The 12,749-nt window shown below is 64.7% G+C and carries 12 protein-coding genes; 5 read left to right on the forward strand and 7 right to left on the reverse strand.

Features of this window, described 5'->3' with window-relative positions:
* Positions 1-13: 13 nt before the first annotated feature.
* Positions 14-1,291 (reverse strand): flavin-dependent oxidoreductase, encoded by a 1,278-nt coding sequence (locus JQ635_RS09740; RefSeq protein WP_211409640.1) that lies wholly within the window; start codon positions 1,289-1,291, stop codon positions 14-16.
* A 140-nt stretch (positions 1,292-1,431) separates the two neighbouring features.
* Here JQ635_RS09740 and JQ635_RS09745 point away from each other — a divergent pair, with 140 nt between their 5' ends.
* Positions 1,432-2,052: a glutathione S-transferase family protein gene (locus JQ635_RS09745; protein WP_211409641.1), complete on the forward strand. Its 621-nt coding sequence runs from the start codon at positions 1,432-1,434 to the stop codon at positions 2,050-2,052.
* A gap of 201 nt (positions 2,053-2,253) precedes the next feature.
* On the opposite strand, the gene JQ635_RS09750 is transcribed toward JQ635_RS09745, so the two are convergent.
* The gene (locus tag JQ635_RS09750) at positions 2,254-3,171 is read right to left on the reverse strand and encodes a LysR family transcriptional regulator (RefSeq protein ID WP_211409642.1); all 918 of its coding nucleotides are present in this window, start codon (positions 3,169-3,171) and stop codon (positions 2,254-2,256) included.
* A 91-nt stretch (positions 3,172-3,262) separates the two neighbouring features.
* Here JQ635_RS09750 and JQ635_RS09755 point away from each other — a divergent pair, with 91 nt between their 5' ends.
* Positions 3,263-3,706, forward strand: coding sequence for a nuclear transport factor 2 family protein (locus tag JQ635_RS09755; protein WP_211409643.1), 444 nt, complete (start codon positions 3,263-3,265; stop codon positions 3,704-3,706).
* A 547-nt stretch (positions 3,707-4,253) separates the two neighbouring features.
* Positions 4,254-6,263: a methyl-accepting chemotaxis protein gene (locus JQ635_RS09765; protein WP_211409645.1), complete on the forward strand. Its 2,010-nt coding sequence runs from the start codon at positions 4,254-4,256 to the stop codon at positions 6,261-6,263.
* Positions 6,264-6,315: 52 nt separating this feature from the next.
* Here the strand turns inward: JQ635_RS09765 and JQ635_RS09770 are convergent, their stop codons facing one another.
* The 3 genes from JQ635_RS09770 to JQ635_RS09780 all read right to left on the reverse strand — a co-directional run bounded on the left by JQ635_RS09770 (position 6,316) and on the right by JQ635_RS09780 (position 8,779).
* Positions 6,316-7,002: a glutathione S-transferase family protein gene (locus JQ635_RS09770; RefSeq protein ID WP_211409646.1), complete on the reverse strand. Its 687-nt coding sequence runs from the start codon at positions 7,000-7,002 to the stop codon at positions 6,316-6,318.
* Between the two features lie 132 nt (positions 7,003-7,134).
* The gene (locus JQ635_RS09775) at positions 7,135-7,461 is read right to left on the reverse strand and encodes a hypothetical protein (protein WP_211409647.1); all 327 of its coding nucleotides are present in this window, start codon (positions 7,459-7,461) and stop codon (positions 7,135-7,137) included.
* A 187-nt stretch (positions 7,462-7,648) separates the two neighbouring features.
* Positions 7,649-8,779, reverse strand: coding sequence for a site-specific DNA-methyltransferase (locus JQ635_RS09780; protein ID WP_283826437.1), 1,131 nt, complete (start codon positions 8,777-8,779; stop codon positions 7,649-7,651).
* 405 nt (positions 8,780-9,184) lie between these two features.
* On the opposite strand from JQ635_RS09780, the gene ypfJ reads away from it, so the two are divergent.
* A complete protein-coding gene (gene ypfJ / locus JQ635_RS09785; protein WP_211409649.1) occupies positions 9,185-10,132 on the forward strand; it encodes a KPN_02809 family neutral zinc metallopeptidase in 948 nt (315 codons plus the stop codon).
* 227 nt (positions 10,133-10,359) lie between these two features.
* Positions 10,360-10,923 (forward strand): molybdenum cofactor biosynthesis protein B, encoded by a 564-nt coding sequence (moaB, locus tag JQ635_RS09790; protein ID WP_211409650.1) that lies wholly within the window; start codon positions 10,360-10,362, stop codon positions 10,921-10,923.
* A 240-nt stretch (positions 10,924-11,163) separates the two neighbouring features.
* Here moaB and JQ635_RS09795 read toward each other — a convergent pair whose 3' ends face one another.
* A complete protein-coding gene (locus tag JQ635_RS09795) occupies positions 11,164-12,093 on the reverse strand; it encodes a bifunctional helix-turn-helix transcriptional regulator/GNAT family N-acetyltransferase (protein ID WP_211409651.1) in 930 nt (309 codons plus the stop codon).
* A gap of 61 nt (positions 12,094-12,154) precedes the next feature.
* Positions 12,155-12,730, reverse strand: a complete 576-nt coding sequence (locus JQ635_RS09800) for a glycosyl transferase (protein ID WP_211409652.1) — start codon at positions 12,728-12,730, stop codon at positions 12,155-12,157.
* Between the last annotated feature and the right edge of the window lie 19 nt (positions 12,731-12,749).

The raw sequence follows: 12,749 nt of genomic DNA on the forward strand, positions 1-12,749 counted from the left end.
CGAGACACTGAACTCAACCGACCGCGCGCGCGTCCTTGCTCACGATCGGCGGCTTCGCGTTCAGCGCCTCCACCTGGAATCCCGCAACACGCTTGTAATTCGCGGCGATGTCCTCCAGCTCCTGCTGCGACAGCACGTCGGTCACGACCTTGTAGCCGTCGGGCGCGCGCTCCTCGACGAGCTGCATCACCTGCTCGGGGCCGTTCTTGCGGTTGAGCAGGACGAGGTCGGTGGTCGCGGGCCGGCGCTCGGCTTCATAGGCGAGCAGCGCCGCTTGCGTCGGGCCGTGCGCCAGGATCTCGCGGGTGATGACGCGGGCGTCGAGGATCGCCTGCGAGGCGCCGTTCGAGCCGATCGGGTACATCGGATGCGCGGCATCGCCCATCAGCGTGACGCGGCCGAAGGTCCATTGCGACACCGGATCGCGGTCGACCAGTGGATATTCATAGGCGTGCGGGCAGTTCCTGATCAGGCCGGGCACGTCGAGCCAGTCGAACGTCCAGCTCTCGAACCATGGCAAAAACTCCTCGAGCCGCGCGGTGCGGTTATAGTCCTCGCGCCGCCACTGATAGGTCGGCGGCATGTGGCGCTCGGCGACCCAGTTGATCAGGTGATTGCCGGCAGCATCCGGCTCTTTCGAGATCGGGTAGCAGACGAATTTCAGGATCTCGTGCCCGGCCATGATCATGGTGCGGCCGGTCAGGAAGGCCTTTGCCGGCGTGACGCCGCGCCAGAGGATGCGGCCGTTCCAGATCGGCGGGCCTTCGTTCGGGTAGAGCTTTTCTCGCGCGGCGGAATGGATGCCGTCGGCGGCGATCAGGATCGCGCCTTCGTAAGTGCCGGCGGGCTTGCCGGTCGCCTTGTCGACGAAGTCGGCGCGCACGCCGTTCGCTGTCTCGCTCCAGCCGGTCAGATGATGGCTGGTGAGGATATTGTCGCGGCCGAGCCGCTCGACCGCGGTGTCCAGCAGCAGCTGCTGCAGCGTGCCGCGATGGATCGAGAATTGCGGCCATTTGTAGCCGGCTTCCAGCCCGCGCGGCTCGCTCCAGATCGGCTTGCCGTGCTTGGAGAAATAGGCGAGCTCGCGCGTGCGCACGCCGCTGGAGTCCAGCTTGTCCATCAGCCCGAGCTCGATCAGCTCGCGCACCGCATGCGGCAGCACGTTGATGCCGACGCCGAGCGGCTTCAGCTCCGCGACGCTCTCGAACACTTTTACGGGCACGCCGATTTGATGCAGGCTGAGCGCAAGCGTCAACCCGCCGATGCCGCCACCGGCGATGAGTACGGTCATGAGAAAGCCCCTCCGATCATCGGCGTCTTGGCACAGGCGGGCGGATGTGGGCAACTGCGAAGAGCAAAGCACGTAGAACAGCGTGCTATGGACCTCGCGGCCGACAGCCGTTAACTTCCAGCTTTCCCATGAGGTCAGACATGCTCAAGCTCTACTACGCAACCGGCACCTGCGCGCTCGCCACCTACATGACCCTGGAGGAGGCCGGCGCCGACTACACGGCCGAACGGCTGAGCTTCAAGGACAACCAGCAGAACAGCCCGGACTATCTCGACATCAACCCGAAGGGCCGCGTGCCGGCCCTGGTGACCGATCGCGGCGTCCTCACCGAGACGCCGGCGATGCTGGCCTATATCGCGCAGACCTTCCCCAAGGCGAAGCTGGCGCCGCTGGACGATCCCTTCGACTTCGCCCAGGTGCAGTCGTTCAACTCCTATCTCTGCTCGACCGTGCACATCAATCATGCCCACAAGATGCGCGGCGCGCGCTGGGCGACGGAGGAGAGCTCGTTTGCCGACATGAAGGCGATGGTTCCGAAGACCATGGCCGCCTGCTTCAAGCTGATCGAGCAGAAGATGTTCAAAGGGCCGTGGGTGATGGGCGATCAGTTCACGATCTGCGATCCCTATCTCCACACGCTCTCGAACTGGCTCGAAGGCGACAGCGTCGACATCAACGCTACGCCGAAGATCGCCGATCATTTCAAGCGCATGTCGGATCGCCCGGCCGTGCGCAAGGTGATGGACGCGCAGAAGGCGTAACAAAACTCGGTGTCGTCCCGGGCGAGCGTCAGCGCGGCCACAAATTCCGCTGTCGTCCTGGCGAAAGCCAGGACCCATACCGCGGAATCTATCGATCGCGTTCGATAGGAGTACCGAACGACGGGTCTTCGCCAAACTCCACCCTGTGGTTATGGGTCCCGGCGTTCGCCGGGACGACACCGAATGTTTTGAAGCGACACGCTATCCAGCTCTCCGCTTCTCCAACTCCCGCCCCGTCTCCAGCATCAGCCGCCGCAGCCAGATCGAGCCCGGGTCCATCTGCGCCCGCGTCGGATGAAACATGAACTGCTCGTCGATCCCGGGGTCGAGCGGCGGCGTCACTGTGACGAGGCCGAGCTGCTTCGACAGCGCCGCGATCAGCCGGCGCGGCACGAAGGCGACGAGGTCGGTGCGGGCGGCGACGTGCAGCGCCTCGAGATAGCCTGACACGACCAGCGAGATATGCCGCTCGATGCCTTTGCTGCGCAGCCAGGTGTCGATGAGATCCTCAGCATTGCCGCGGATGATGACGCCGACATGGCGGGCGGCCAGGAACGTCTCGCGCCGCTTCAGCTTCGCTCCAACAGGATGGCCGCGCCGCACCGCCAGCGCGTCGCTGTCGGTGTAGAGCAGCTGGCGGTGAAAGCCCTTGAAGGCATTGCCGATCGAGATCACGAGGTCGATGGTGCGGGCGAACTCGGCATGGAAGATCGCCGGTCCCCGCCACGGCACCACGTCGATGCGGACGTTGGGCGCAAGGCGCGTCACCTTCTCCATCAAGGGCGGCATCAGCAGCTCGACCGCGAGGTCCGGCATCATCAGGCGGAATTGCCGCTCGCTGCGCGCCGCATCGAATTCATCAGGCACGAACAGTCCGCGCACCTGATCGAGCGCCTGTGCCAGCGGTGCGCGAAGGGCCTGCGCCCGGGGCGTCAGTTCCATCCGCGCGCCGGTGCGTACGAGCAGCGGATCGCCGAAGATGTCGCGCAGGCGTTGCAACGCGTGGCTCGTCGCCGGCTGTGACAGGCCGATCCTCATGGCCGCGCGGCTGACATTGGCTTCGCGCAGCAGCGCGTCGAGCGCGGTCAACAGATTGAGGTCAAGCGAATTCAAATTCATGAGACGAATAGATATCATATTCTCTATCGATTTGAAGAATGCTGATCGCCCGACGATGATCTCCGTGTTGCCATGACAAGGAGATGCCGCCATGAGTGCGAGCGCCAACAAGAAACTGATGCAGGATATTTTCGCCGCCGCCGCAAATCCCGATCCGGCCGCGCGCGACCGCGCCCTGTTCACGGCAAGCCTTGCCGACGATGCCAGATGGGTCGTCACCGGCCAGTATTCCTGGTCGCGCACCTTCACCGGCAAGGAGGCGATCCTCAACGACCTGCACGGCTATGTGCGCACCCGCCTGCGCGACCGGACGCGCACCGTGGCCCACCGCTTCATCGCCGATGGCGACATCGTCGTGGTGGAAGCCAAGGGTGACAACGTCACGCCCGAGGGCGTGCGTTACGACAACGACTACTGCCTGGTGTTTCGTCTCGAGGACGGCAAGATCAAGGAGATCCGCGAGTACTGCGACTCGGTCTTGACCGAGAAGGCGCTGGGCCCGTTTCCGCAAGCACCCGTGAGGGCTGCGGGCTGAGCGGATTGGACGACGCAGCGTCCACCCACCGTCCCTGTCCATCACGGCCCGCGATGGTCGCGCGGGCCTGGCGGACGCTGGTGGACCTCATGCGTATCAGGCGGGAGCGGTCTCGGGTCCGGTGCCAGTTCGCCGCCATGACCGAGCGGGAGCTTCAGGACTGCGGGATGTCCCGGTCGGAGATTGAGTACGTGCTGAGGAAGCCCAGTCGGCGGAAGTAGGAGCCCGGAGCAGGCGGGAGCGCCATGTGGTCGGGCGCCCTCGGCAAATTGACGCAGGCGCCTGACAGACGTTGATCGTCGAAATGCTTGCGGCGTGCTGGCCGCAGGCCAAATCCCTGCGCAACTGGCTACAAAATCAGCAGATGTTGTGCGCGTCGCCAAGAGTCTGCGCGAAAAATTGGAAGGTTCAATTAACGAGTGTCCTCCATTGTGTCGCGGTGCAGCGTGGGTCGCAAAGACGCGACGTGCGGCTGCCGGGGTGGCCGGAAACGATCGTCGATCGGGTTCGGCCGCTCGAAGTCGCATGCATCTGGTGGACAGTGGGAATGCCGAAGTTTCGTTTGCGGATCAGGGGACGCCTGTACGCAGGCTTCATGGCCCTGGTGGCGGTTGGTCTCGTGATGGCGGTGGTTGCCGTCTGGAATTTGCGGGCCGTGCAGGATCAGGTCGCCAAGCAATCGGCGCTTTCGGACAGCACCGCGCGGGTGCTGGAGATATCGACCCACCTCCAGGCGATCCAGCGCGCCAATCTGCGCTACATCTACGACGCCAGTGAACCCGCGATGAAGGAGGCTTCGGAGCGGGAAACCGCGGCGACCGAGCTGTTGAAGGTCGGGGCGAACGGGACGGCTTCCGCGGAGCGGCGCAAGCTTTACGAAGATCTCATCACCGACATCGCCAGGATGAAGGCCTTGCGTGACAATCTCGGGGACGCCGTCAACGAGGCGCGAACCGGCAAGGCGACGCTGCTGCCGAGTGGAGATGAGCTGACCGTCAAGATGGGCAAGCTGGTCGATGTGGCCCGTGCGGCCGTCGATGAGGACACCGCGGCGCTCGTCGCGGACCTCGAATCCCGGCTTCTTCAGGTTCAGATCGCCAATTGGCGTTTCCTGGCACTACGCGACACCAAGGGCCCCGCCAACTTCAGAACCAATGTGGACAGGGCGGCGCAGCGGCTCTCGGCGCTCGAAAAGAGCCCGCAGGCGTCGGAATTGCGAACCGTGCTCGCGCCGGTGAAGACCTCGCTCGGCATCTACAAATCAGCGTTCGAGACGACCTCCGCCGCGATGCTCCAGGCCGACGAGATCTACCACAAAAACCTCGCTCCGCTCATCGTCGAGAGCATCGGCAAGCTCAAGGTCGCGGAAACCACGTTGAAGAAGGACTACAAGGGGTCGCGCTCCGCCGCCGAAGCCGTGATCGAAGGCACGACATCGGTGCAGATGATCGCGGGCGGCCTCGCCGTCCTGTTCGGACTGATCGTCGCCTTCCTGATCGCCCGCAGCATCGTCGGTCCATTGACCTCGATGACGCGCGCGATGGGGCTGCTTGCCGGCGGCAATCTCGCGGTCGAGATTCCCGGACGCGGCAAGACCGACGAGATCGGCGACATGGCCAAGGCGATCGAGGTGTTCAAGGACAACATGGTCGACACCGAGCGCCTGCGCCACGAGCAGACCGAGATCGAGGCCCGGCAGGCCGAGAGCCGCAAGGCTGACATGGTGAGGCTCGCAGACCAGTTTGAGCAAGCTGTTGGCGAGATCGTGAATACCGTGTCGTCGGCCTCGAACGAGCTCGAAGCCTCCGCCGGCACGCTGACGGCGACCGCCTCGCGCGCCCAGGATATCTCCACCGAGGTGGCGTCCGCCTCGCAGGAAGCTTCGGCCAATGTTCAGGCCGTTGCCTCGGCCACCGAAGAGCTGTCTTCCTCGGTCAGCGAGATCGCCCGCCAGGTGCAGGAGTCCGCCCGCATCGCCAGCGAAGCCGTGGGGCAGGCGAGCCGGACCAACGAGCGCGTCGGCGAGCTGTCCAAGGCTGCCGCTCGCATCGGCGACGTGGTCGAATTGATCAACACGATCGCGGGCCAGACCAATCTCCTGGCGCTGAATGCGACCATCGAAGCAGCACGCGCCGGCGATGCCGGCCGCGGCTTTGCGGTGGTTGCCTCCGAGGTCAAGGCGCTCGCCGAGCAGACCGCGAAGGCGACCGGTGAGATCGGCCAGCAGATTTCCAGCATTCAGGCCGCCACCGAGCAGTCGGTCGGCTCGATCAGGGAGATCAGCGGCACCATCGAGCGGCTGTCGGAGATCTCGTCGACGGTCGCCGCCGCCGTGGAGCAGCAGGGCGCGGCGACGCAGGAGATCTCCCGCAACGTCCAGCAGGCCGCGCACGGCACCCAGCGCGTCTCGACCAATATCGGCGACGTGCAGCGCGGCGCGTCCGAGACCGGCTCGGCCTCCTCGCAGGTGCTCTCGGCGGCGCGCTCGCTGTCGGCGGATAGCAACCGGCTGAAGCAGGAGGTCGCGAACTTCCTGAGCTCGGTCCACGCCGCATAAAAGCAAAAGGCCACGCGCATGCGCGTGGCCTTCAAATCGCGGCGCGGTATGATCAGGCGACCTTGGTCGTCATGTGCTTGAACATGTTGGCGCGGGCCTCGTCGTCCATCTCGGCCTTGAAGGTGAACTTGTCCTTCAGCGCGATCGCGCGCGCGGCCGCCGGGCGCGCCGAGATCTCGTCCACCAGCCGCTTCACATTCGGGTAGCGCGCAAAGGCGTCGTCGCCGAGCTTGAACGGCAGCATCCGCGCCCAGCCCCACAGCGCCATATCGACGATCGAATAGCTGTCGCCGACCATGTAGCGGCGGCCGGCAAGATGAGCGTCGAGGATCTTGTAGTGGCGATCGGTCTCGTACTGGTAGCGGTTATGGGCGTAGTCGTGGTTCTGGTCCTTTGGCGCGAAATGCTTGAAGTGCACGGCTTGGCCCGAATACGGCCCGACGCCGGTGGCGATGAACATCAGCCATGACAGCGTCTCGCCGCGCACGCCGGCGGCGGGCAGGAACTTGCCGGTCTTCTCGGCGAGATAGAGCAGGATGGCGTTCGAGTCGAAAACGATGGTGCCGCCATCGTCGATCGCCGGCACCTTGCCGTTCGGATTGATCTTGAGGAATTCCGGCGTGAACTGCTCGCCCTTGCGGGTGTCGATCTTCACCGGCTCGAAAGGCAGGCCGGACTCTTCGAGATAAAGCGCGACCTTGGTCGGGTTCGGCGAGCCGTTGAAATAGAATTTGAGCATCGAGTATCTCCCCAGTCTCTGTTGCCGAGAGCGAACGCGGCGTCATTGCCGCTAGGCGGATTTCTCTTGCCTGAACCTTGTCGGGGAGAGCAACCGGCGAGTTTGCCGGGCGGTATCTGCGCGCCACGCAGATCAGCCGGCGTAACAAAAGCCGATCGCCGCCGTAAGGATCATCGCGGCACCGACCGCCTCCAGGCGCAGCCCGAGCCGCGCGGCGAGATGCATGTCGGAGGCGCGCGCCGCGCGCTCCGATCCGCGCGAATAGCCGTGAACGATGACGTCGTGATTGAAATTGTCATGCGCCTCGTTGCTGCTGGCGAGCCCGACGCAGACCACGAGCACGCCGAACAGCGCGAGGCCGAAAAATCCGAGCAGGGCGATCAGGAACATCGGAAACATGCCGAGCAGGAAGATCGGCAGCAGCGGCACCAGCAGCAATGTCTCGGACTGTCGTCGCATGGGAACCACCCGGTCAGGATGGGGCTGATCGGGCGAATCTAGTCCTGGCGGGGGCGGCTTTCAACCATCACTGCTGTCATTCCGGGGCGCCCCTCTTGGCGCGAGCCCGGAATCCATTGGGCCGCAGGTGCTGTCGTTCGATGGATTCCGGGTTCTCGCTTCGCGAGCCCCGGAATGACGGAGAATACTACTCCGCCGCCATGCCGGCGCGAATCTCGGCGCGGAGCTCGTCGATCAGCTTGAGACCCTTCTTGGTCTCGACATGCCAGAAGGTCCAGCCGTTGCAGGCCTGGGCGCCTTGCGCGACGGCGCCGATGCGGTGGATGGAACCGACCTTGTCGCCGAGCACGATGGCGCCGTCGGCACGGACCAGCGCGCCAAGCTTCTTCTTGGCGTCGAACAGTTTCGTGCCGGGCATGATCATGCCGCGCTCGATCAGTTCCGAGAATGCCACGCGCGGGGCTTCGCGTGCGGTCATGAACGGAGCGAGACTTTCTTCCGGCAGCGGCTCGACCGCCGCGATGCGCGCTTCGGCCGCCTTGGCGTAGGTTTTGTCGCGCTCGAAGCCGATATAGGAGCGGCCGAGGCGTTTTGCGACGGCGCCGGTGGTGCCGGTGCCGTTGAAGGGGTCGATCACGAGATCGCCGGGCTTGGATGAGGACAGCAGCACGCGCGCGAGCAGGCCTTCCGGCTTCTGCGTCGGATGCACTTTCTTGCCGTCGGCGCCCTTGAGGCGCTCCTCGCCGGTGCAGAGCGGGATCAGCCAGTCGGAACGTGCCTGCACGTCCTCGTTTGCGGCCTTCAGTGCCTCGTAGTTGAATGTGTAGCCCTTGGCTTTTTCGTCACGCGCGGCCCAGATCATCGTTTCGTGCGCGTTGGTGAAGCGGCGGCCGCGGAAATTCGGCATCGGGTTGGTCTTGCGCCAGACGATGTCGTTCAGGAGCCAGAAGCCGAGGTCCTGCATGATCGCGCCGACGCGGAAGATGTTGTGATAGGAGCCGATCACCCAGATCGTCGCCGACGGCTTCATCGCGCGGCGGGCGGCAAGCAGCCAGGCGCGGGTGAAATCGTCATAGGCGGAGAATGAATCAAACTTGTCCCAGTCGTCGTTGACGGCGTCGACATGGGATTCGTCGGGGCGCTTGAGATCGCCCTTGAGCTGAAGATTGTAGGGCGGATCTGCGAACACCAGATCGACGCTGCCTGCCTGAAGCTTCGACATCTCGGCGACGCAATCGCCGAGGATGATTCGATGCGACGAGGACTCGAAGTTTGTGCGGGGCGCCCTTGCAGACGCCCCGCGACGCGACTCTACCATGACTCAAGAACTCTGACTCAGGCGACGCTGTCGGCGACGCGGGACCAAACAACCGACTGACCGTTACATTGAAGCGGCAAAGTAAAAATCGACTTAACCCGCTGCTTTTGTGAGCAGGCCGCACATCGCGCGTCGGCTGTCCGCATTCGCCGTGTTTTACAGTGTATTTCGTGTTTCTTCGCGTTGCGGGAGCGGCCGCGGCGCCAGAAAGACTGCAAATTTCTCTCGGAAAAAATTGCGCATCCCTCGGAAAAAATTGCTGGCAGGCGCATGCTGTCGCACTAGGCAATTTTTGCCGAGCACGATATTGATAAAGGCAACGGAAATTTTACGTATGTGGCGCGTTGAGCTTTCGCGCTTCTGCGCCCAAATGATGCCAATCGAGGATTTAAGGGAAAGCCCGCCATGCGCTACGATGATTTCCGCCGGAGCGACGACGTCGAGGATCGTCGCGACGAGGGTGGCGGTGGATTCGGCGGCGGAGGCGGCGGGTTCGGGCTGCCGATGGGCGGCGGCGGGCTCGGCATCGGCACCATCATCGTGCTCGGCCTGATCGGCTATGCCTTCGGCATCGACCCGCGCATCCTGATCGGCGGTGCCGAGATCCTCACCGGCGGCGGCCAGGCGCCAAGCTACCAGACCGACCGCCAGTCATCCTCGACCTCGGCCAAGCGCGGCGCGCCGACCGACGAGGTCGGCAGCATGATCGCCGGCATCCTCGGCGAGATCGACGACCGCTGGAGCGAGATCTTTCAGGCCAGCGGCCAGAACTATACCGGTCCGAAGGTCGTGCTGTTCCGCAATGCCACCAATGGCGGCCGCTGCGGCATGGCGCAGTCGGCGATGGGCCCGTTCTATTGTCCGCCGGACCGCACCATCTTCCTCGACACCGCCTTCTTCCGCGAGGTCGAGACACGCTTCCGCGGCTGCTCCGGCAAGTCGGCGTGCAATTTCACCACCGCCTACATCATCGCGCATGAGGCGGGCCATCACATCCAGAACCTGCTCGGCATCATTCCGCGCGTGACGCGGCTGCAGCAGCAGGCCGGCAGCAAGGCCGAGGCCAACGCGCTCCAGGTGAAGGTGGAGTTGCAGGCGGATTGTCTGTCCGGCGTCTGGGTCAACCGCGAGGCGAAGAAGCGTCCGAACTTCCTGGAGGCAGGCGACATCGACGCCGCGCTGACCACCGCGAGCGCGATCGGCGATGATACGCTGCAGCGTCAGGCCACGGGCCGCGTCGTGCCCGACTCCTTCACCCACGGCTCGGCCGCGCAGCGCAAGCAATGGTTCATGACCGGCTACCAACAGGGCACGGTCCAGGCCTGCAACACGTTCGGCGGCGGGGCGTTGTAGTTCTCGCCACCGTGCCTCGGACGTAGCGCAGCACGAATTATGATGCGCAATTGCGCATCTGGGAATCCGGGAGTAGTGGCGTCATCCTGAGGTGCTCGCCTTTTCGGCGAGCCTCGAAGGATGGCGGAGTCTGCGGCCCATCCTTCGAGGCTCGCCCTGCGGTGCGCTTGCACCGCACGGCGCGCACCTCAGGATGACGCCGGTGGGCGGGAAACAGGAGTGAAGTCGTGGCCTCGATCGACGAATCCAAACAATTCATCCCCCTGAACATCGCGGTGCTCACCGTGTCCGACACGCGCGCGCTTGCGGACGACAAGTCCGGCCAGACGCTGGCCGACCGCCTCACCGGCGCGGGCCATCATCTCGCCGCGCGCGAGATCGTCACCGACGATGTCGAGGCGATCCGCGCCGTCATTCGCCGCTGGATCGCGGATGCCGGCGTCGACGTCGTCATCACCACCGGCGGCACCGGTTTTACGGGACGCGACGTCACGCCGGAGGCGATCGAGCCGCTGTTCGAGAAGCGCATGGATGGCTTCTCCATTGCGTTCCACATGCTGAGCCACGCCAAGATCGGGACGTCGACGATCCAGAGCCGCGCCACCGCGGGCGTTGCGGGCGCGACCTACATCTTCTGCCTGCCCGGTTCGCCCGGCGCCTGCCGCGACGGCTGGGACGGCATCCTCCAGGCCCAGCTCGATTACCGCACGCGTCCCTGCAATTTCGTCGAGATCATGCCACGCCTGGACGAGCACCTGCGCCGGCCGAAGGCGCAAGGCGCGACGGTGTAGTCGTGCGCGCGGACGTCTTCTTCCTTCTCCCCTCATGTCCGCCGAAGCCTTGGCGGAGGCGGATGTGGGAGAAAGTGGCGCGAAGCGCCGGATGAGGGGTATCTACCGGCACGGCGTGCGCGGAGACATACCCCTCACCCAAGCGAGTGTGTGTCTGCTAGCGCCGCTGCCCTCTCCCACAAGGGGAGAGGGCGCATCAACGTGCATCTCGCCGCAACGTGCGTCGCGCCCGCAGCGAGATCAGAGATCCCGCTCCCACGTCTCGCCGACTAGGTCGGCACCAAAACTGTGGTGCTTCTCTTCCTTCACGAGCTTGAAGCCGGCACTTTTGTAGATGCCGCGCGCGGCAACCAGGATGCTTTGCGTCCACAGCGTCATCTTGCTGTAGCCCCTTTCGCGGGCGCCCTGGATGCATTGCTCGACCAGGGCGCGGCCGACACCTAGCCCGCGCGCCTTCTTCTCCACCTGCAACAGGCGCAGCTTGGCGATCTCGTCCGTCGTCTTGACCAGAAAGACCGAGCCGACCGGCTCGCCATCGACTTCCGCGATCCAGCAGTGCTCGCGCGCGGCGTCGTAGTTCCTGATGAACTGCGCGCAGATCTCGGCGACCAGCGCCTCGTAGCTGATGTCCCAGTTGTAGTCCGCGGCATAGGCGGCGCCCTGTCGGGAGATGACCCAGCCCATGTCACCGACGCGATGGCTGCGCAGCATGAATGCCGTGGGCAGGCTTCGACGCTGCTCCAGCACAGCCTCGATGGTTGCCATGGCCTGCGTGAGCCGCGTCGCATCGTCGGCTGAAAGCTGGGCCAGCATCGCGGCGACCTCGTTCTGCGAGCTCAGGTTCAGCTTGGCGAAGGTCTGCCGGCCCTTGGCGGTGAGGCTGAGCTGATATTGCCTGCGATCTGCGGGCAGGGGTCTGCGCGTGATCAGCCCCTTTTCGTCAAAACTCTGGACGATGCGGCTGAGATAGCCGGGGTCGAGACCAAGCTCGTTTCCGATCTCTTTCGCCGCAAGGTCGTCGCGATGGGCGAGCTCATAGAGCACCCGGGCCTCGCTGAGCGAGAACGGGGTCTTTCCAAGGTGCTGGTCGAGCACGCCAAGCTTGCGGGTATAGAAGCGGTTGAAGGCGCGGACCGCTGCGATGGGGTCGTTAGTTCCGGCAAATGACATGGCTCACCTCGATACTTGCCATTGTCAAATAATTATTTGACTTTGGCAAGTATTGGTGGCCTCAGCCGATCATGACGATCCGGCTGCGCAGCATGGTCCGGGACGAGCGGCCGAGCCGCCGCAGCAGCCGCGCCTCGGACCGGCGGGCCTGGGGCGGATAGCCGCCGATCCGGTCGTAATGATCACGCGCGATCAAAAGGCCCTGATCGCCGAACGGGCCGACCAGCTTGCGCGCCACGGCCCGGAGGAGATCGCGGAACCCGGTATCGGCGTAAGGCGTGCGTGCATAGCGGAACACCGCCGCCCGGTCCCGGCCGCTGGTCGCGACGGTCTGGATGAACTGGGTGGTCTCCTCGATCCAGCCGGTTTCCAGCACCGCGCCTGCGGGGAGGAACATCAGCCAGGGCGAACGGGCCTGAAGCGCGCCGGCGGCGAGCGCCGCGCCCTGCGAGGACCCCTCGAAGCCGATGAAACGGCAGCCAGCGACGTCGGCGACGCGCTCGATGACCCCGTTCGGGGTCCCGTCGACCAGCAGCACTTCCCGGATGATCCCGGCGGCGGCACCGGGCACCAGCGCGGCCAGGGTTGCGACCGCCGTCTGCTCGACGCCTTCGGTCGGAATGATGACGCTCAGCATGATTGAAGCTTCAGTGTCC

Source organism: Bradyrhizobium iriomotense, assembly GCF_018130765.1.
GTDB classification, from domain to species: Bacteria; Pseudomonadota; Alphaproteobacteria; order Rhizobiales; family Xanthobacteraceae; genus Bradyrhizobium; species Bradyrhizobium iriomotense_A.

Bases quoted from the DNA above. Each gene is read 5' to 3' on its own strand.
- JQ635_RS09755 (WP_211409643.1), top strand. From the start codon at position 3,263: ATGAGTGCGAGCGCCAACAAGAAACTGATGCAGGATATTTTCGCCGCC.
- JQ635_RS09780 (WP_283826437.1), bottom strand. From the start codon at position 8,779: ATGGTAGAGTCGCGTCGCGGGGCGTCTGCAAGGGCGCCCCGCACAAAC.
- JQ635_RS09740 (WP_211409640.1), bottom strand. From the start codon at position 1,291: ATGACCGTACTCATCGCCGGTGGCGGCATCGGCGGGTTGACGCTTGCG.
- ypfJ (WP_211409649.1), top strand. From the start codon at position 9,185: ATGCGCTACGATGATTTCCGCCGGAGCGACGACGTCGAGGATCGTCGC.
- JQ635_RS09745 (WP_211409641.1), top strand. From the start codon at position 1,432: ATGCTCAAGCTCTACTACGCAACCGGCACCTGCGCGCTCGCCACCTAC.
- JQ635_RS09765 (WP_211409645.1), top strand. From the start codon at position 4,254: ATGCCGAAGTTTCGTTTGCGGATCAGGGGACGCCTGTACGCAGGCTTC.
- JQ635_RS09795 (WP_211409651.1), bottom strand. From the start codon at position 12,093: ATGTCATTTGCCGGAACTAACGACCCCATCGCAGCGGTCCGCGCCTTC.
- JQ635_RS09775 (WP_211409647.1), bottom strand. From the start codon at position 7,461: ATGCGACGACAGTCCGAGACATTGCTGCTGGTGCCGCTGCTGCCGATC.
- JQ635_RS09750 (WP_211409642.1), bottom strand. From the start codon at position 3,171: ATGAATTTGAATTCGCTTGACCTCAATCTGTTGACCGCGCTCGACGCG.
- JQ635_RS09770 (WP_211409646.1), bottom strand. From the start codon at position 7,002: ATGCTCAAATTCTATTTCAACGGCTCGCCGAACCCGACCAAGGTCGCG.
- JQ635_RS09800 (WP_211409652.1), bottom strand. From the start codon at position 12,730: ATGCTGAGCGTCATCATTCCGACCGAAGGCGTCGAGCAGACGGCGGTC.